The organism is Flagellimonas okinawensis (assembly GCF_029194005.1).
In the GTDB taxonomy this organism is placed as follows: domain Bacteria; phylum Bacteroidota; class Bacteroidia; order Flavobacteriales; family Flavobacteriaceae; genus Flagellimonas; species Flagellimonas okinawensis.
On record NZ_JARFVA010000001.1, the window covers coordinates 266126 to 286055 of the forward strand.

Annotated in this window: 15 protein-coding genes; 7 read left to right on the plus strand and 8 right to left on the minus strand. The window is 41.9% G+C overall.

The annotated features are described in order from the left end of the window. Positions 1–27 precede the first annotated feature (27 nt). Together PY091_RS01280 and PY091_RS01285 are read left to right on the plus strand one after the other, a co-directional pair. Positions 28–801 carry a hypothetical protein gene (locus PY091_RS01280; protein WP_275647943.1) on the plus strand — a complete coding sequence of 258 codons (774 nt, stop codon included), beginning with the start codon at positions 28–30 and terminating at the stop codon, positions 799–801. Positions 802–877: 76 nt separating this feature from the next. Then, the gene (locus PY091_RS01285) at positions 878–1399 is read left to right on the plus strand and encodes a DUF7935 family protein (RefSeq protein WP_275647944.1); all 522 of its coding nucleotides are present in this window, start codon (positions 878–880) and stop codon (positions 1397–1399) included. Between the two features lies 1 nt (position 1400). Here PY091_RS01285 and PY091_RS01290 read toward each other — a convergent pair whose 3' ends face one another. After that, a complete protein-coding gene (locus tag PY091_RS01290) occupies positions 1401–2315 on the minus strand; it encodes a patatin-like phospholipase family protein (protein ID WP_275647945.1) in 915 nt (304 codons plus the stop codon). Further along, positions 2312–4333, minus strand: a complete 2022-nt coding sequence (locus PY091_RS01295; protein WP_275647946.1) for a M1 family metallopeptidase — start codon at positions 4331–4333, stop codon at positions 2312–2314. The genes PY091_RS01290 and PY091_RS01295 overlap by 4 nt, the downstream gene beginning before the upstream one ends. Before the next feature lie 115 nt (positions 4334–4448). Between PY091_RS01295 and recG the strand changes: the two genes are divergently transcribed. Further along, complete coding sequence (recG, locus tag PY091_RS01300) at positions 4449–6554, plus strand: ATP-dependent DNA helicase RecG (RefSeq protein ID WP_275647947.1); 2106 nt, start codon at positions 4449–4451, stop codon at positions 6552–6554. A gap of 11 nt (positions 6555–6565) precedes the next feature. Here recG and PY091_RS01305 read toward each other — a convergent pair whose 3' ends face one another. Continuing rightward, complete coding sequence (locus tag PY091_RS01305; protein WP_275647948.1) at positions 6566–7804, minus strand: hypothetical protein; 1239 nt, start codon at positions 7802–7804, stop codon at positions 6566–6568. 319 nt (positions 7805–8123) lie between these two features. Between PY091_RS01305 and leuC the strand changes: the two genes are divergently transcribed. From leuC to leuB, 4 genes are all read left to right on the plus strand, one after another. Continuing rightward, positions 8124–9536, plus strand: coding sequence for a 3-isopropylmalate dehydratase large subunit (gene leuC / locus PY091_RS01310; RefSeq protein WP_275647949.1), 1413 nt, complete (start codon positions 8124–8126; stop codon positions 9534–9536). Positions 9537–9617: 81 nt separating this feature from the next. Then, on the plus strand, positions 9618–10214 hold the full coding sequence (leuD, locus tag PY091_RS01315; protein ID WP_275647950.1) for a 3-isopropylmalate dehydratase small subunit: 597 nt from the start codon (positions 9618–9620) through the stop codon (positions 10212–10214). A 30-nt stretch (positions 10215–10244) separates the two neighbouring features. Next, a complete protein-coding gene (locus PY091_RS01320) occupies positions 10245–11762 on the plus strand; it encodes an alpha-isopropylmalate synthase regulatory domain-containing protein (RefSeq protein WP_275647951.1) in 1518 nt (505 codons plus the stop codon). Between the two features lie 42 nt (positions 11763–11804). Next, complete coding sequence (gene leuB, locus PY091_RS01325; RefSeq protein WP_275647952.1) at positions 11805–12863, plus strand: 3-isopropylmalate dehydrogenase; 1059 nt, start codon at positions 11805–11807, stop codon at positions 12861–12863. Positions 12864–13080: 217 nt separating this feature from the next. Here the strand turns inward: leuB and PY091_RS01330 are convergent, their stop codons facing one another. The 5 genes from PY091_RS01330 to ilvB all read right to left on the minus strand — a co-directional run bounded on the left by PY091_RS01330 (position 13081) and on the right by ilvB (position 19926). Beyond that, positions 13081–14670, minus strand: coding sequence for an NADP-dependent glyceraldehyde-3-phosphate dehydrogenase (locus PY091_RS01330; protein WP_275647953.1), 1590 nt, complete (start codon positions 14668–14670; stop codon positions 13081–13083). Between the two features lie 158 nt (positions 14671–14828). Then, positions 14829–16094, minus strand: a complete 1266-nt coding sequence (gene ilvA, locus PY091_RS01335) for a threonine ammonia-lyase IlvA (protein WP_275647954.1) — start codon at positions 16092–16094, stop codon at positions 14829–14831. An 18-nt stretch (positions 16095–16112) separates the two neighbouring features. Continuing rightward, complete coding sequence (ilvC, locus tag PY091_RS01340) at positions 16113–17588, minus strand: ketol-acid reductoisomerase (RefSeq protein ID WP_275647955.1); 1476 nt, start codon at positions 17586–17588, stop codon at positions 16113–16115. Between the two features lie 23 nt (positions 17589–17611). Beyond that, positions 17612–18139: an acetolactate synthase small subunit gene (ilvN, locus tag PY091_RS01345; protein WP_275647956.1), complete on the minus strand. Its 528-nt coding sequence runs from the start codon at positions 18137–18139 to the stop codon at positions 17612–17614. A 53-nt stretch (positions 18140–18192) separates the two neighbouring features. Continuing rightward, positions 18193–19926 (minus strand): biosynthetic-type acetolactate synthase large subunit, encoded by a 1734-nt coding sequence (gene ilvB, locus PY091_RS01350; protein WP_275647957.1) that lies wholly within the window; start codon positions 19924–19926, stop codon positions 18193–18195. Positions 19927–19930 lie beyond the last annotated feature (4 nt).

Sequence of the window (19930 nt, forward strand, 5' to 3'; positions counted from 1 at the left end):
ACTTAGACCCAATCAATTGTACTACTTATGAAAAGAAATTTACCCCTAATCCTGCTTTTAGTAATAGCAACAAGTGCTTTTTCCCAACGAAAAAGTGAGCTATTTGCCGAAATTGATACACTTAAAACCAGAATATCCGAAGTGGAGCAGGAATTGGCCAAAGCAAAGCGTGAAATATCATCTAGCAGCGCAGAGGCGGAAGCATTAAGAGCAGAAAATGTAAGTCTACGAGATGCTAACGCTACCCTATTGGGCAACTTGAGCAATTTTTCTGAGTTGTCCAAGCAGAATTCGGAAAATGTGAACAAGGCCATGGCCGCACTTTCCCGAAAGGAAAAGCAGCTTAGCGGCATTAACGACATGATCTCTGCAAACGATTCCACTGCCATTGTATCCCTGACTCGCATAAAGCAAACTTTGGGCGAAAATGCCAAAGTTGGTGTTGAGGGAGGCATAGTTGTCATCAGTAATAGTTTAAACACCCTTTTTGGTTCTGACACCTCCGCGGAGTTAACAGAAGAAGGCAAGTCTTGGTTGGCCGGTGTTGCCGACATCATAAAATCCAACCCTAACTTTAAAGCTGAAATTGAAGGATTGAACATTACCGGAGAGTTTGGTCCAACCTACAATCAAGTTGCCTCTGTTGCGTCAGAAATGGTAAGCAACTTGGAAGTTCCTGCAGCGAACATTGCAATTTCGGCCAAAGATGGAAACTTTAAAGAAGGAATCAACATTAAATTACAGCCAGACTACAAAGGTTTTTATGCTAAGGCCAAGGAAAGTGCCAAGGCGGCCCAATAACCTTTTGTCCTACATAATTTTTGTGGCTTTGATGCGTTCTTGGTAGTGTAAAATCAATAAAAAACCAGACTACACTATGAGTGGAGATCAAATCCTTCAGTTATTTGCTTATTTATTACCAGCCGTGGTTACAGGTGTTGTAGCTTTCTATTTTTTTAGATTGCACACCAGAAACGAAGATGGTCGTAGGCGCTATTTGTTGCACAAAGATTCCCAAAAGGAAACCCTACCTATACGTTTACAGGCATACGAACGTATGGCACTTTTCTTGGAACGAATCGCATTGAACAGTCTTGTGGTTCGAGTTTCACCAACAGGTAAAAAGAAAAGTGATTACGAAAACCTATTGATCAAGCAAATTGAAACGGAGTTTGAACACAACCTGTCCCAACAGATCTACATGTCCGATTCTTGTTGGAACATCATCAAAACCGCTAAAAACACTACTATACAAATTATTCGCTCTGCTGGAATGAGCGAAACTGATTCACCCGATAAATTGCGTGAAGACATTCTGAACCAAACCATGGAAAAGGAGTCACCTTCCAATGCAGCCTTAGCTTTTGTAAAAAAAGAGGTGAGCGATCTTTGGGCCTAAGTTATTCCTGTTTTTCAGGTTCAATTGGGCTTGTTTCCTCATTCTTGTTCTTCGCATACAAATAACCACGCTTCCACCACAAGGTCATTCGTTCCTTATTAAAAATCAATGAGTTTGTGGTGAGAACCGTTGGTGTATAGTAAAAGTTGATGATGGCATCCTTTTGATTCGCCACTAATTTACCGATACGGATATTTTGGTTCTCGATTCGATCTAACATAAAACCGAAAATGGTAGTGATCAGATCAAACGGGTTTTTGGACGACATACGGTTCAAATGATTAACCTCGGTATGCAGCACTACAACATCCACCTCGGTGGCGCCGCGATTCAACGCTTCTTCTATTGGAACTAAAGTTCCCAGACCACCATCGGCATATTCACATCCGTTCTTTTTGGCCAAGCTCATAAACGGCGTGTAGTTGGATGAAATCCATATCCAATCAATGAATTCATCATAAGTACAATCGTTAATAGATTTGTATTCCACTTGGTTCAAAGAAAGATTGGACACAGTGACCACCACATCCATCTTACTTTTTTTGAGCTTGTTAAATTCTTGAACCGTTATTGATCTTCGAATCAATTTTCGAAGGTTCTCGCTTTCACCAAAGGTTTTTTTGCCTTTTAAAAAATTCTTGAGCACGTTCCAGTGGTTGATGGCAATGGTTTCCACCCCGTGCTTTTTTTTGATAACAAACGGGCAATTATTGAAAATACTGTCCTGATTAACGGATGAATAGATGTTCTTGATTTTATCCAGTTTGTTCAAGGCCAAATGGGAAATAAGAAGACTTCCGGTAGAGGTCCCGACAAACAAATCATAGTCGTGTTTGGCCTCTTGAATCAAAAATTGGGCAACACCACCCGCAAAGGCACCCTTGCTACCTCCCCCTGAAATGACCAATGCCCTCATTCACCTAAAGTTTTCTCCAAATATTGTTTTTCTTGCTGACTTAACAAAGGGTAAAGTCCCTTAATACGGGCTGTATTTCCTTCAGATTGCAAAAAGTCGCTCAATATGGTTCGGGCCGATTTTTTAAAGTGCCATACATGGTGACTACAGGACTCCACCAAATTCTTTAGTACCGTATCGGTAAAGCCTCCGATGCTCTTTAAATACTGGAATGCAATCAAACGGGTCTCAAAATGATGTTCTGAACCAGTATACCCGCTCAATTCATCAAAATATAAAGCCTTGTAGTCGGGGTTGTATTCTGGGGTCACCAATGCCAGTGTTAACCAAAGTAATCGAATGTTTTTATCAGGAAAGCCGGTTATTGTGTCTGTTTCATTTAGGTACTTACTTCTGTTTTTGGGGAAATCTGTCCATAAACGGTACAAAGCGGCCTCAATCGTCGTATAACTTTCGTCTTTCAACAGCCCTTCTACCACAGTCTTGATCTCCGTTGGGATTTTATTTTGGGAAAGGATTACAGCTTGCCTGGTTTTAATATCTCCAGATTGCAGTATAAGGTCCAAAAATTCCGGTGACAACTTGCCTCCGTAATCCAGTACAAGATTTTCTCTTAATTGACTGGATTTTAATTTCTTCCAGTTTCTTTTTAAAATGGTTTCCGTTTTATCAGGCTGCTCCGCTATCTTGTTTTTCAGTTCGAAATAGGTGTTTATGGAAGCACTTTTCTCCTGTAAAAATGAAACAACCTGATCGTAGGGAAAATCAGGATTCTTTAACCACAATTGCTCAAAATCAGCAAGATCGGAATTCGAGGTCAACTCCAATTCTTCCATCAAATTGGAAATGGTCACGTTGCTAAATGCATATTTGTTCAGATAGTTTTTGACCCCATTTTTAAAAGCTTCCCCTCCCACTCTCTCTTGGAGCATTACCAAAGCCCAGGCTCCTTTCTCATAAAAAGTAAGACTTCCGGCTCCAGAATTTTGCAATGCTTCACCCTGATCGTCGTCAGAGAAATTACGTAGAGCTTGTGCTGTCTTGAACAAGTGCCAATAAAAGTAATCGTCTCCAAAAATGTCCTTTTCAGCCAAATAAGCATAAAATGTGGCAAAACCCTCGTGCAACCAATGGTGTTCGCTACTGGTTTCCGTGACCAAATCGCCGAACCAATGGTGTGCCAACTCATGGGCATTAACATTAACATAGTTCTTATCCACAAAAGCAATCGAATCTATCACATATTGATTGGAAAATATGGTGCAGGTGGTATTTTCCATCCCCGCGTAGAGGAAATCCTGTACCGGGACTTGTTTATAGTTCTGCCAAGGATAGGAAACACCGATTTCAGTCTCCAAAAAGTCAAAAATGTGCTTGGTGTATCGATAAGTAGGCTCCACTTTGGCAGAGTCCGCAGGTTCATAATACAGCTCTATGGGTATTCCTGTAGATGATTTAATTGTCTTTTTATGGTAGTCACCAATGGCAAATCCGACCAAATAGCTGCTCATAGGTTCCTCCATATCAAACTGCCATGAATATCCAGTGGAATTTGGCAATGTTTTCTTTTTAATAAGTTTACCGTTAGCGATCACGGTAAAATCCTCTTTTAGAATGATCTTAAGGTCAAATTCGACCTTTTCTGTCATGTCGTCAAAACTGGGTAACCAATGACTGGTATATTTACCTTGCCCTTGCGTCCAAACTTGTTCATTGTTCCTGACCGCATCATCCCATCCTAAAAAATATACCGTTTGTTTTGGTTTCGCCACATAATCCAAGGAAACAATATGGTTCTCCCCTTTATTCATTTCCTTATTGACAGTGATTTGTTTGCCATTATAATTGTATTCTACTTGAACACCATCGAGAGAAACATTCGAAAATTCCATGTTCACGGCATCCAAAAAAAAGGAATCCACATCCTCAATCACATTAAAATGATAAGAAACACTGCCATTAATACGATTTTCTACAGGCGTGGGTTCAATTAAAACATCGGCTCGCAGAAAGTCCACTTTACTCTGAATTTGGGCGGACAGCAACTGCACAAATAAGAAAAATATAACTACAGGGCTCAGCTTCATACCATCATCTTATCAAAAGTCCTTCCAAATTACATATTTTAGTTCGATGAATCCCAATTTTCTGCAAACTCCCATAGCATATTTAAAAGGTGTTGGCCCCAATCGGGCCGAAACCCTAAAGGCCGAATTGGGCATTGAGACCTTTAGAGACCTGCTCCACCTGTTCCCTAACCGCTATTTGGACAGGACGAGTTACTACAAAGTCAATCAACTGCAGCCCAGCGGTGCCGATGTGCAGGTAGTGGGCAAAATTGTCCATATAAAAACCGTAGAGCAAAAACGTGGAAAGCGTTTGGTGGCCACCTTTGTGGATGAAACAGGACAAATGGAACTGGTTTGGTTTAGAGGGCACAAATGGATCAAGGAAAATTTAAAATTGAACGAACCCTACGTGGTCTTTGGCCGGGTCAACAAATACGGAAGCACCTTTTCGATGCCCCATCCTGAAATGGAGACCCTACAAAAACATCAACAAGGGCTAAAAATGGTGATGCAGCCCATTTACCCTTCCACCGAAAAATTAAGCAATAAAGGCATCACGAATCGAGTCATTGGTAAAATGATCCAACAATTATTCTTGGAATGCCAAGGCAAGTTTCCAGAATCGTTATCGCCCACCATTTTGGAAGAACTGAAATTGATTTCGAAGAGTTCCGCGCTGTTCAACATTCATTTTCCGAAGAATCAAGAATTGTTGGCCAAGGCCCAGTTCCGCTTAAAGTTTGAAGAGTTGTTTTTTGTGCAATTACAGCTCATATCCAAAAAAATGCTGCGCAAACAAAAAATCAAAGGGATGCCATTTGAGGCCGTGGGCGAAAAGTTTACCGAATTTTTTGAGAATCACTTGCCTTTTGATTTAACCAAGGCACAAAAACGGGTTATTAAGGAAATCCGAAACGATTTGGGGAGCAATGCCCAAATGAACCGGCTTTTACAGGGTGATGTGGGTTCAGGAAAAACCATTGTGGCATTAATGTGCATGTTATTGGCAATTGATAACGGCTTTCAAGCCTGTTTGATGGCCCCAACTGAGATTTTAGCGACGCAACACTGCAACGGACTCAAAGAACTGTTGGAAAACATGGACGTTAAAATTGCTTTATTGACAGGCTCCACAAAGAAATCAGAACGCACCTTGCTCCACAATCAACTGGAAAATGGCAATTTAAATATATTGGTAGGTACACACGCGGTTTTGGAGGATAAAGTCCAATTCAAAAATCTTGGTTTGGCCATCGTGGACGAACAGCACAGGTTTGGTGTGGCACAACGGTCAAAGTTGTGGCATAAAAATCAGACTCCTCCGCATGTTTTGGTAATGACAGCGACCCCCATTCCCAGAACTTTAGCTATGAGTCTTTATGGGGATTTGGATATCTCTGTCATAGACGAACTCCCGCCAGGCCGAAAACCCATAAAAACAGTACATCGTTTTGACAGTAACCGGTTGAAGGTGTTTGGCTTCATCAAAGATGAAATCAAAAAAGGGAGACAGATTTACATTGTATATCCGCTTATCCAAGAATCTGAAGCTTTGGACTACAAGGACTTAATGGATGGTTATGAAAGTATTGCTCGTGATTTTCCACAGCCCGAGTATCAAATTTCCATTGTACACGGACAAATGAAGCCTGCCGACAAGGACTACGAAATGGAGCGCTTTGTTAAAGGTGAAACCCAAATCATGATTGCCACTACGGTCATTGAAGTGGGCGTAAACGTACCGAATGCCTCTGTGATGATCATTGAAAGTGCGGAAAGATTTGGTCTATCTCAATTGCATCAGCTTCGTGGGCGTGTGGGCCGAGGCGCGGAACAAAGTTTTTGTATTTTAATGACAGGCCACAAGCTTTCCGAGGATTCCAAGACCCGATTGCAGACCATGGTGCGCACCAATGATGGTTTTGAGATTGCGGAGGTAGACCTTAAACTACGTGGGCCAGGCGATTTGATGGGTACACAACAGAGCGGAATGCTTAATCTTAAGATTGCTGATATTGTAAAGGATAATCAAATCCTCAAAACAGCCCGTTATCATGCCATTCAATTACTGAAAGACGACCCTAGACTGGAAAAAGCGGAAAATGCACCCATCCTAAATGCCTATTCCAAAATGATGGCCAACAAAACCATTTGGAATTATATTAGTTAAAGTTTTTGCTATTAGTGTTTAATCATAGCAATTGGTTCCAATTGGCCGAATTCGTAATGTTTTAATAGATTAAACTCAAAATCCAAAATCATTATTCCGTAGGGTGATGAATCATAAGCAGCATCTTTATATGTGACTACAAAGGTTTCCGATTCCAGATCTATCTCTGATTGTAGAATCTCTAGATTATACCTTCCTTCCGAAATTGCAAAGTAAGTCTGATATATTTTAAGGGATGAAAATATGTCAAGAGCTCCTGTATCTAAATCCAAAATAGCGGGTCCAAAAAAATCCGAAATATTTCCCCCTGGAATAATCTCGCCAGATCCATTGTAATACATCATTTTCCCAGCCTCAAACCGGGCTGGAAAACGGATGTCCGATTTAAAACCCAATAAGACACTTGATTCGGATGATAAATCCTGAGACTGGTAATAGATATTGGTGGGAGAGCTTAAAGAGTTTGAGTCGGTATTGTAACTGTAAAATTCCTTATCAACAATGTCGAACATTACAATCTCATTATTGTTGATTGCAAATGGATTCAAACCTAAATTAGCACTTGTTGAATAGGCCTGATCATTCAATTTAATTATCCCCCAATAGTCAGGGTTATCATTTTCATCATGATGATAGTACAAAAGTAAGTCCTTTGTTCCTGTCTTAAAATCAGAGGAACAATCTGATATTGCCAAGGCTGAATCAGGTAAATTTATTTGATAGGTCTCGCCTGTGTCCATATTATAACTTTCCACAAAATAGTAGTCTGATGAAGGGTCTTCAGTTGTATAGAAAGTGATTATTTCTTCATAGGTTGGCACGGTACATTTATTACGTCCTACAAGAACATTATTTGTATCAAAATAGTTTGAGAATGTTGCCTTTTCTTTTGAAACAACATTATAAGACCAAACTAAACCATTATGATCCCAAACAAAGAATTTGTCTTCTTCCACTTTATATCTTGAAAGAAAACGGAGTGATTCTGGTAATTCCAATAATTCTCCATCCTTTATCAAATCACCGTTCTCCAAACTGAATTCGTAAGTTTTCTCTTGAAAATGGGCCAAAACCGTTAGATTGTAGGATAAAGATTTTGTTTCTTCTCCTCCACCGGTTTCGTCAATATTTTCATCTGGAGTTTCCGGGACATTCTCCTGTTCGGTTTGTCCATTGGTATCAGGTTCTGACGAATCAGAACTACAAGAAAAAATAATACAAAGACAAAGTAAAGCGAAGAGGTTTTTCATGGATTATGTAAGATTTTTCCAAAATAATAGATTTCATTTATTTCCACAAAGGCATTTCTATCAATAGCATCTTTTTCAGTTTCATATCTGTAATTAGGACCTAAATCAAATTTTTATAATTATGTTTCCACTTTCATGACATCTCCAATATTCGACTCACCATTTTAATTGTTATAAATTGAAAATCAACCTTTAAGATTTGTTAACTTTAAAAACAATCGCTTGAAATTGCGGTTGAACATCGTAATTTTACCAGAACCGAAAATCGGTTTTACACACAAATTTTAACTTTGTAGGCTTACAAATTATTGAAGACACAATGAGCAAGACACTTTTTGATAAAGTTTGGGATTCACACGTAGTGAAGCATATTGAGAACGGTCCGGATGTACTTTTTATCGACAGGCATTTGGTCCACGAAGTAACGAGTCCCGTAGCTTTTCTAGGATTGAAGAATAGAGGCATAAAAGTATTGTATCCAGAGCGCACCTTTGCGACCGCAGACCACAATACACCGACCAGAAATCAACACTTGCCCGTTAAGGATCCCTTGTCCGCCAATCAGTTAAGGGCTTTGGAAGAAAACGCCAACGCTCACAACATACCTTATTGGGGACTTGGACATAAGAAAAACGGAATTGTACACGTAATTGGCCCGGAAAACGGAATTACCGTTCCAGGAGCCACTATTGTTTGTGGAGATTCACACACTTCTACCCACGGAGCTTTTGGTGCCATCGCTTTTGGTATCGGAACCAGCGAAGTGGAAATGGTGTTATCGACCCAATGCATCATGCAGCCTAAACCTAAAAGTTTGCGCATCAATGTGAATGGGGAATTGAGCGAAGCTGTTACCCCGAAAGATGTAGCACTTTTCATTATTTCGAAATTGTCCACTTCCGGCGCAACCGGCTATTTTGCCGAATATGCAGGCGATGTCTTCAAAAATATGTCGATGGAAGGTCGTATGACAGTTTGTAACCTTAGTATTGAAATGGGTGCCCGTGGCGGTATGATCGCTCCCGACGAAACTACTTTTGAATATATAAAAGGAAGGGAATACACGCCAAAAGGCAAGGATTGGGATGCTGCCATGGAATACTGGAGTACCCTTTATTCTGATGACGATGCTGAGTTTGACAAAGAAGTGACTTTTGACGCCAGCGAGATAGAACCTATGATTACTTTCGGCACCAACCCTGGGATGGGTATCGGTATCAGCAAGGATATTCCTTTGGCAGAGAGTATTGATGGCTCTCCTGCTACTTACAAGAAATCCTTGGAATATATGGATTACAACGAAGGTGAAGCCATGGTGGGCAAACCTATCGATTTTGTGTTCCTCGGAAGCTGTACTAATGGTAGAATTGAGGATTTTAGGGCTTTCGCTTCCATCATTAAAGGAAGAAAAAAAGCGGACAACGTGACCGCTTGGTTGGTTCCCGGTTCCCACAAAGTGGAAGAAGCCATCAAAGAAGAAGGCATCTTGGATATTTTGACCGAAGCTGGATTTGAATTGAGAGAGCCTGGCTGTTCCGCTTGTTTGGCCATGAACGATGATAAAATCCCAGCAGGTAAATATGCAGTGAGTACATCCAACAGAAACTTTGAAGGACGTCAAGGACCTGGAGCACGTACACTGCTTGCTAGTCCATTGGTGGCCGCAGCTGCAGCTGTTACAGGTAAAGTGACCGACCCAAGAGAATTAATGCAGGAAGAAGTTTTAGCATAACACTATACAATGAGCAATAAACAATTAGCAATGAGTGGTTTATTGTTAATTGAACATTGATAACTGATAATTGAAAGAAAAATGGCATACGATAAATTCAACATACTAACAAGTTCAGCGGTACCATTACCTATTGAGAATGTGGATACCGACCAAATTATCCCTGCGCGATTCTTAAAAGCTACGGAGCGTAAAGGATTCGGGGACAATTTGTTCCGTGACTGGAGATACAATTCTGACGACACTCCCAAAGAACAATTTGTACTCAACAATCCTATCTACTCCGGTAAAATCTTGGTTGGAGGAAAAAACTTTGGTTCTGGTTCTTCTAGGGAGCACGCAGCTTGGGCAGTATATGACTACGGCTTTCGTTGTGTAGTGTCTAGCTTTTTTGCAGATATTTTTAGAGGTAACTGCTTGAACATCGGTGTTCTTCCGGTTCAGGTGAGTCCAGAGTTTTTGGACAAAATATTCAAGGCCATTGAAGCTGACCCAAAAACCGAGTTGGAAATCAACCTTCCGGAACAAAAAATTACGATTTTAGCTACGGGTGAAAGTGAAAGCTTTGACATCAACGATTACAAAAAAGGCAACATGCTCAATGGTTTTGATGATATCGACTACTTGTTGAACATCCAAAAAGACATTGAGAAATACGCTGAAAACACGCCTTTATAATCCACCTTTCGGAACACTACGGCATATAAAATGAAAACACGTACCATCGAAATCATGGACACCACCCTACGTGATGGTGAACAAACCTCTGGGGTTTCCTTTTCGGCCTCGGAAAAACTCACCTTGGCCAAACTCCTGCTGGAAGAACTCAAGGTGGACCGCATTGAGGTGGCCTCCGCCCGTGTTTCAGAAGGAGAACTACAGGCAGTTAAAAATATCACCGAATGGGCTGAAGCGGAAGGCTTGATTTCAAAGGTAGAAGTATTGACCTTTGTGGATAACGGAGTGTCTCTAAAATGGATGCAAGAAGCAGGGGCAAAAGTTCAGAACTTGCTGACAAAGGGTTCATTAAACCATTTAACCCATCAACTCAAAAAGACTCCGGAACAGCATTTTACAGAAATTAAAAATGTAGTTTCCGAAGCTCAAAAGCTCGGCATTGAAACAAATGTTTACCTAGAGGATTGGAGCAATGGCATGCGCAATTCCAAAGAGTATGTTTTTGAATTTCTCGACTTTTTGACGCAACAACCGATAAAACGTGTTCTGCTTCCAGATACCTTGGGCGTACTGACTCACACCGAAACAGGAGCGTTTTTTAAGGAAATCATTGAAAGATATCCAAATACGCATTTCGATTTTCACGGACACAACGATTACGATTTGAGCGTCGCCAATGTGATGGAAGCGTTGAAAGCTGGTGCCCACGGATTGCACCTTACCGTAAACGGGATGGGCGAACGTGCAGGTAATGCGCCTTTGGCAAGTGCAGTGGCCGTAATCAACGATTTTTTACCGGAAATCAAGATTGGCGTAAAGGAATCATCACTCTACAAAGTAAGTAAATTGGTGTCGGCATTTACTGGTTTTGGCATACCTGACAACAAACCTATTGTTGGCGGCAATGTGTTTACACAAACAGCTGGTATACATGCAGATGGAGATAGTAAAAAGAATCTTTACTTTAATGATTTATTGCCAGAAAGATTTGGTAGAAAACGTAAATACGCATTAGGTAAAACATCAGGAAAGGCCAATATCCAGAAGAACCTTCAGGAGCTTGGACTGACATTGAACGATGATGAGCTTAAAAAGGTTACCGAGCGTATTATTGAACTTGGAGATAAGAAAGAACGCGTTACAAAGGATGACTTACCTTACATCATTTCTGATGTGCTGGACAGCAACCTGCACCAGCAAAAGGTTTTTGTAAAATCTTATGTGCTTACCCACTCCAAAGGATTAAAACCCTCCACTACTCTTTCCATCGAAATTGAAGGAAAGATCTACGAGGAAAACGCTCAAGGCGATGGACAGTTCGATGCTTTTATCAATGCGTTGAAAAAAGTGTACAAAAAAGAAGGAAGGGAATTGCCTAAATTGGTGGATTATGCCGTGCGCATACCTCCTGGCAGTAATTCCGATGCACTTTGTGAGACCATCATCACTTGGCAGACCAAGGAAAAAGACTTCACTACTCGTGGACTCGATTCAGACCAAACGGTGTCTGCTATCAAGGCCACGGAAAAAATGTTGAATTTAGTATAACAGACTTTGATAATTGTTTATTGATAACCGATAATTGATATAATGAAACTAAACATAGCGCTCTTGGCCGGAGATGGAATTGGCCCCGAAGTAATCGATCAAGCCGTAAAAGTATCTGATGCCGTAGCTGCGAAGTTCGGTCATGAAATTAGCTGGACCCCTGCCCTAACCGGTGCTGCAGCGATTGATGCGGTTGGGGAACCTTACCCGGACGAAACCCACGAAGCCTGTGTTGCTGCCGATGCCGTTCTTTTTGGCGCCATTGGCCATCCACGATTTGATAACGACCCTTCCGCCAAGGTACGTCCCGAGCAAGGTTTGTTGAAAATGCGTCAAAAATTGGGATTGTTCGCCAATGTTAGACCAACATTTACTTTTCCATCCTTGATAGATAAGTCTCCTTTGAAACGAGAGCGTATTGAAGGAACCGATTTAGTATTTCTTCGAGAATTGACGGGAGGTATCTATTTCGGGAAACGTGGACGCGAAGACAACGACAATACCGCTTACGATACTTGCACCTATACTCGAGAGGAAGTTGAGCGTTTGGCCAAAAAAGGCTTTGAAATGGCCATGCAACGTTCCAAAAAGCTTTGTTGCGTAGACAAGGCCAACGTTTTGGAAACTTCGCGCTTATGGAGGGAAACCGTTCAAAAACTGGAAAAAGACTATCCCGAAGTGGAAGTGTCCTATGAATTTGTGGACGCCGTGGCGATGCGTTTGGTGCAATGGCCAAGTGCTTACGATGTTTTGATTACAGAAAACCTATTCGGTGATATCTTAACAGATGAAGCTTCTGTGATTTCTGGATCTATGGGATTAATGCCATCTGCTTCATTGGGTGAAAAGACATCGTTGTTCGAACCTATCCACGGTTCTTATCCACAAGCTGCTGGAAAGGATATTGCCAACCCATTGGCAACGGTTCTTTCTGCGGCAATGATGTTTGAAACTGCATTTGGACTTAAAGATGAAGCTGAAGCTATCCGTGAGGTAGTGAACAAATCATTGGCCGAAGGTGTGGTGACCGAAGATCTTGCCGATGGCGGAAAAGCATACAAGACCAGCGAGGTCGGGAACTGGTTGGCTGAACATATTTAATCAACCCCATATAAAAACCAAAAAGAAAGCCCCGAAATTCGGGGCTTTCTTATTTATTATAAAATTTAATCTTCAACTTTTTCTTTACTATTCTTCAATAACGATACGTCATTCTGAATTTAATTCAGAATCTCATCATTTTAGTATTCCAATTTTAGTGAGAACCTGAAACAAGTTCAGGTTGACTAGAGTTATATTTTCTTAAAAGCTTTTCAGCTTACAATATATAGTCCGTACTCAAAAAGTTGCTCACCTTAGCCTCCATCAATTGTTCCACCGTTTGAACGTTCAAATTGTTATCCTTGAACGCCACAAAGGTTCGAATAGAGAACGAACGCAAGGCATCATGCACGCTTAATGTAGACTGAGCTGAATCTTTTCTTCCTGTAAATGGATACACGTCCGGTCCACGCTGGCAGGAACTGTTTAGGTTCACTCGGCACACCAAGTTCGCCAACGTATCGATGAGCGGAGATAACGTATACACATCCTTACCGAACAAACTTACCTGTTGTCCGTAGTTGGATTCCGCCATATCATCCAGAGGCTCTTCAATATCCTGAAAAGAAAGCACTGGAATTATCGGTCCAAACTGCTCTTCTTGATACACTCGCATATCTTTGGTTACCGGGTACAATACCGCTGGCCATATGTAATTATCAAAATGCTTCCCTCCTTTTTTATTGATGATTTTGGCACCTTTTGCCAAGGCATCATCCAATAACTCTTGAATATATTCGGGCTTGTCAGGTTCAGGAAGTGGCGTTAAGTCCACACCATCATCCCAAGGATTACCGAATTTTAATCCATCCACCTTTTCGGCGAAGCGTTTCAGGAAATCATCTTTTACTTCGTCGTGTACATAAACCACCTTTAGAGCGGTACAGCGCTGGCCATTAAAGGACAACGTACCTGAAATACACTCGTTGATGGTCAAATCCAACTCCGCATCTGGGAGTACAATGGCTGGATTCTTTGCTTCTAGGCCCAATACCAAACGTAATCTATTACTTTTAGGATGTTGCTCCTGTAAGGCATTGGCCGACTTACTGTTTCCAATCAAAGCCAACACATCTACCTTGCCTGTTTGCATTATCGGAGCCGCCACGGCCCTTCCTCGACCAAATAGTATATTCACCACTCCTTTGGGGAAACTGCTCTGAAAAGCCTCCAAAAGTGGCGTAATGAGCAGAACTCCATGCTTAGCTGGTTTAAATATGGTGGTGTTTCCCATAATGATGGCAGGAATCAACAAGGCAAAGGTTTCGTTCAACGGATAGTTGTAGGGTCCAAGACACAACACCACCCCAAGTGGACCTCTTCGGATATGAGCGTAAACACCATCATGTTTTTCGAACTTGGCACTATCGCGATCCAATTTCTTGTAGTCTTCAATGGTATCATAAATATACTCTACGGTACGGTCAAACTCTTTATAAGAATCTGGTTTGGATTTACCTATTTCCCACATCAAAAGCTTGACGACCTCTTCTCGCTTTTGCTCCATTTTCTTCACAAAGGATTCCATGCACTCGACACGGTCCTTCACCTTCATAGTGGGCCAAAGTCCTTGTCCCCTGTCATAAGCCTTCAAAGCAGAATCCAGGGCGTCCAAAGCTTCTATTTCCCCCATATCGGGAACACTTCCCAAAGTTGTCGGAGCATATTCCTCCGTGGATGAGATAGTCGAAATCACAGGACTGGTTGCCCCGTCCCATTTACGCAATTCCCCATTGACCAAATATGTTTTTTGATGAATCTCTTCGGTAATCTGAAAAGCTTCCGGTATCTTTTTAGTTGTTGCCATTAGTTGTTGTTTTACTTTGATTAGTGTTGATAAATGGTCGCAATACTACACAAAGCTAACACAAAAACCGTTGAAATTGATGCTGGTTTTGAGCAAACGCTTAAGTGTAGATTTAAAACCAAACTTTATTATGATGATGCTTGAAAATGTTGGTCGCATCACACCAAATACTGGAACAAATCGGGTTTATTATTTAGATAATCCCCATAGAAATTATTGTCTTTCATCCGTTGAACCAAAGGTGCCAAGTCGTCGGGCGATTTTAGTTCCACCCCAACAATGGCAGGGGCATTTTCCCTGCTTGATTTTTTAGAATATTCAAAATGAGTAATGTCGTCATTGGGACCCAAAATATCCACGACAAATTCTTTCAACGCACCTGGGCGCTGTGGGAACCTCACAATAAAATAATGCTTCAATTGAGCGTACAATAAAGCCCTCTCCTTAATTTCTGCCGTGCGGGTGATGTCGTTATTACTTCCACTGACCACGCAGACTACATTCTTACCTTTGATTTCTTCCTTGAAATAATCCAAAGCGGCAATCGTCAAGGCTCCTGCTGGCTCCACTACAATGGCATCCCTATTGTATAGGTCCAAAATCGTCTGGCATACTTTCCCTTCGGGAACGGTTACCATTTTGTGCAGGTATTCTTTGCAAATGGGATAGGTCAATGACCCCACTTTCTGGACCGCAGCCCCATCGATAAATTTGTCGATGTTTTCCAGTTCCACCAATTCCCCTTGCTCAATGGATTTTAGCATGGAGGGCGCACCTTCGGGCTCCACTCCTATTATCTTGGTGTTGGGCGACAATGCCTGAAACGTGCCGCACAGTCCCGATGCCAATCCTCCGCCACCAACGGCCACAAAAACATAATCGATGGGCTCGCTGGATTGCTGCAGTATCTCCAAACCAACGGTTGCTTGCCCCTCAATGGTTTTTTCATCATCAAAAGGATGCACAAAGGTTTTGCCTTTCTGTTCGCAAAACAATTCGGCCGCTTTCTTGGAATCGTCAAAGGTGTCCCCTTCCAAAACTACATCCACCCATTCACCGCCAAACATATTGGTCTGGTCTATTTTTTGTTTTGGGGTAACCACCGGCATATAAATGGTCCCTTTCACCTGCAAATGACTACAAGCAAAGGCGACACCCTGAGCATGGTTCCCTGCGCTGGCACAGACCACACCACTATCCAGTTGTTTTTGACTTAGGGAGCTAATTTTATTGTATGCACCACGAATTTTGTAGCTACGCACCCTGTGAAGGTCCTCTCTTTTTAAAAGAATATTGGCCCCATGGGATTTGGAATAGCGGATACTTTGCTGCAAAGGTGTTTCCTCTGCCACTTGGGCAATGGTCTTTGCTGCTTGGTAAATATCCGCTATTTGCGGAAAATAGATTTCCACAGTTTCACTCATAGGGCCAATGGTTTTGTTTTATCCGATTGGCTTCATGGCTGTCATCGATGCACGCAATCTAGCACCAACAACCTCTACATCGTGTTCACGGATGGCTTTGTTCACGGCAATCAACCTTACGTTGTCTACGCCAGTGTCCTTACCTTCCCCAAAGTGCTTACCAATGATATCGGTCTCCACGGTTTTCATGAAATCGGTCAACAAAGGTTTACACGCATGGTCGAACAAGTAACAACCGTACTCTGCCGTATCGGAGATAACACGGTTCATTTCGAACAATTTCTTTCTAGCAATGGTATTTGCGATCAATGGTGTCTCGTGCAAGGACTCGTAGTAAGCCGACTCGCCAATGATTCCAGATTCGGTCATAGTCTCATAGGCCAATTCCACTCCTGACTTCACAAAAGCGACCATCAATACGCCATTATCGTAGTATTCTTGCTCAGAGATTTCCATATCTCCAGCTGGAGTCTTTTCAAAAGCTGTCTCCCCTGTGGCAGCTCTCCAGTCCAATAGGTTTTTATCTCCATTGTCCCAATCTTCCATCATAGTTTTGGAGAAATGTCCGCTCATAATGTCGTCCATATGCTTTTGGAACAACGGACGCATAATCACTTTCAATTCTTCAGCCAAATCAAAAGCTTTGATCTTGGCAGGGTTGGACAAACGGTCCATCATATTGGTTATTCCCCCTTGTTTCAATCCTTCGGTGATGGTTTCCCATCCGTATTGAATCAATTTGGAGGCGTATGCTTCATCAATTCCCTTTTCAACCATTTTATTGAAGGAAAGGATGGATCCTGTTTGCAACAAACCACAAAGAATGGTCTGCTCTCCCATCAAATCCGACTTTACTTCCGCTACAAATGATGATTCCAAAACTCCCGCCTTGTCTCCTCCTGTACCTGCGGCATAGGCTTTGGCTTGCTCCAAACCTTTACCCTCTGGGTCGTTTTCTGGGTGAACGGCAATCAAGGTAGGTACACCGAAACCTCTTTTGTACTCTTCGCGTACCTCGGAACCTGGACTTTTTGGCGCAACCATAATCACGGTAAGGTCCTCACGCACCTGCATTCCTTCTTCCACAATATTAAAACCGTGGGAATAGGATAAGGTTGCCCCTTTTTTCATCAAAGGCATTACCGTGCTCACCACATTGGTATGCTGCTTGTCAGGTGTAAGGTTAATGACCAAATCAGCAGAAGGGATCAATTCCTCATATGTTCCCACCACAAAATTGTTTTCTTTGGCATTTTTAAACGATTGCCTTTCTTCCTTAATAGCTGCTGGACGAAGAGCATAGGAGATATCCAATCCGGAATCACGCATGTTCAACCCTTGGTTCAACCCTTGGGCGCCACACCCAACAATTACTATTTTTTTTCCTTTTAGTGCGGTAACACCATCAGCGAACTCGCTGGAATCCATAAATCTACATTTCCCCAACTGTGTAAGTTGTTCGCGAAGTGATAGTGTGTTGAAGTAATTTGCCATTTTTATATTTGATTTTACGCTATTTAGTTTTCTTGAAATTCTTCTAATATTTCACTGATCGGCATGGTAGCCTTGGTCACAGTAATACGCCCGGAGCGCACAAATTGCATAATACCGTAGGGTTCCAACGCCTCGTACATTTCGTCGATTTCGTGCCTGCGGCCTGTTTTGGCCAAAACAAAAAACTCTCGGTTTACTGTTACAATCTGTGATTTGCTTTCTTTGATTATGTTCTGGATCTGCCTTTCATCAAAAAGTAAATGAGAAGCTACTTTGAACAGTGCAGATTCCTGATAGATGGTTTCGTCATCGGTGTGATAATATGCCTTTATAACCTCTATTTGCTTTTCTATCTGACCAACGATTTTACGAGTCCAATCTTCAGTTGTATGAACTACAATTGTAAATTTTGAGACTCCGTCTATTTCTGATTTAGAAACATTTAAACTTTCTATATTAATGTGTCTCTTTAAGAATATCCCCGATATTCTATTAAGTAATCCCACATGATTTTCGGAATACACCGAGATGGTATACCATTGTTTTTCCATAGTGTTTTATATGCTTGTACCCTGTTTAAAAACAACAAGGCAAATCTCTCTAATTATTTTAATCTGATGTCTGAAACGGAGGCTCCTGATGGAATCATCGGGAATACGTTATCCTCTTTTTCCACTTTCACTTCCAAAAAGTAAGGGTCTTTGGACGCCATCATTTCTTCTACCGCATCTTGAAGGTCGCCCCTTTCGGTCACTCTTCTTGATTTGATATGGTATCCTTCCGCGATTTTCACAAAATCTGGGTTGGTCATAACCGTAGAAGCATAGCGTCTATCAAAGAACAGTTCTTGCCATTGACGCACCATTCCCAAATGGTCGTTGTTCAGTACCACGATTTTTACTGGCACATTGTGCTGGAAAATAACACCTAGCTCCTGAATGGTCATTTGATACCCTCCATCGCCGATGATGGCAACGACTTCACGGTCCATTGCGCCCATTTTGGCACCGATGGCTGCTGGAAGCCCAAATCCCATGGTCCCGAGACCCCCAGAGGTAATGTTACTCTTGGATTGCTTAAACTTGGCATAGCGACAGGCAATCATTTGATGCTGCCCTACATCGGACACAATCACAGCTTTTTGTTCGGATGCTATATTGATTTGCTCGATTACCTCTCCCATGGTCAACCCTTCTTTGGTTGGGTGGATATCATTTTTTATCAAGGTATCGAACTCAATTTGGTACATTTTATCAAATTCCGCCTTCCAGTCCTTATGGTCGTTCTCTTTCACCAAAGGAAGAATATCGCTCAAGGTTTCTTTGGAATTTCCCAAAACGGCAACATCAACCTTTACATTTTTGTTTACCTCGGCAGGGTCAATTTCAAAATGAATAATCTTGGCCTGCTTGGCATATGTATCCAAATTACCCGTGACACGATCATCAAAACGCATACCTATGGCTATCAGCACATCACATTCATTGGTAAGCAGATTGGGGCCATAATTTCCGTGCATGCCCACCATACCTACATTTAAAGGGTGGTCGGTATCCATTGCGGACAAACCTAATATGGTCCAAGCAGCTGGAATTCCTGTTTTTTCCACAAAGGCTTTGAGTTCGGCTTCCGCTTCCCCCAAAATCACACCTTGTCCAAATACAATAAAAGGTTTTTTGGCACTGTTTATCAATTCTGCTGCCTTCTCCAAACTACCTGCTTCAGGCTTGGGAACTGGCTTATAACTTCTGACCTTGGTGCATTTCTCATACACAAAATCAAGCTCATCAAATTGTGCATTTTTGGTAATATCCACCAATACAGGACCTGGCCTACCAGACCTGGCAATGTAGAAAGCTTTTGCTAAAATCTCAGGAATCTCCTCTACTCTGGTGATTTGATAGTTCCATTTGGTCACTGGAGTGGAAATACCCACAATGTCCGTTTCCTGAAATGCATCGGAGCCCAATAAACTACGGGTTACCTGGCCGGTGATGCACACCATTGGCGTAGAATCTATTTGGGCATCGGCCAAACCGGTAACCAAGTTGGTCGCACCCGGTCCGGAAGTTGCCATGGCAACACCTACCCTGCCCGTTACCCTTGCATAGCCCTGTGCTGCATGGGTAGCTCCTTGTTCGTGACGCGTTAAAATATGCGTTAAACGATCTTGGAACTTGTATAATTCGTCGTAAACGGGCATAATGGCTCCTCCAGGGTAACCATAAATTAAATCAACACCCTCTGCCAACAAACAATGGATAATGGCTTCAGCGCCGGTAATCCTGATTGTCTTTTGGTCTTTACTATCTTTTTTTTGTGCTTTTAATGTCTCCATAAGC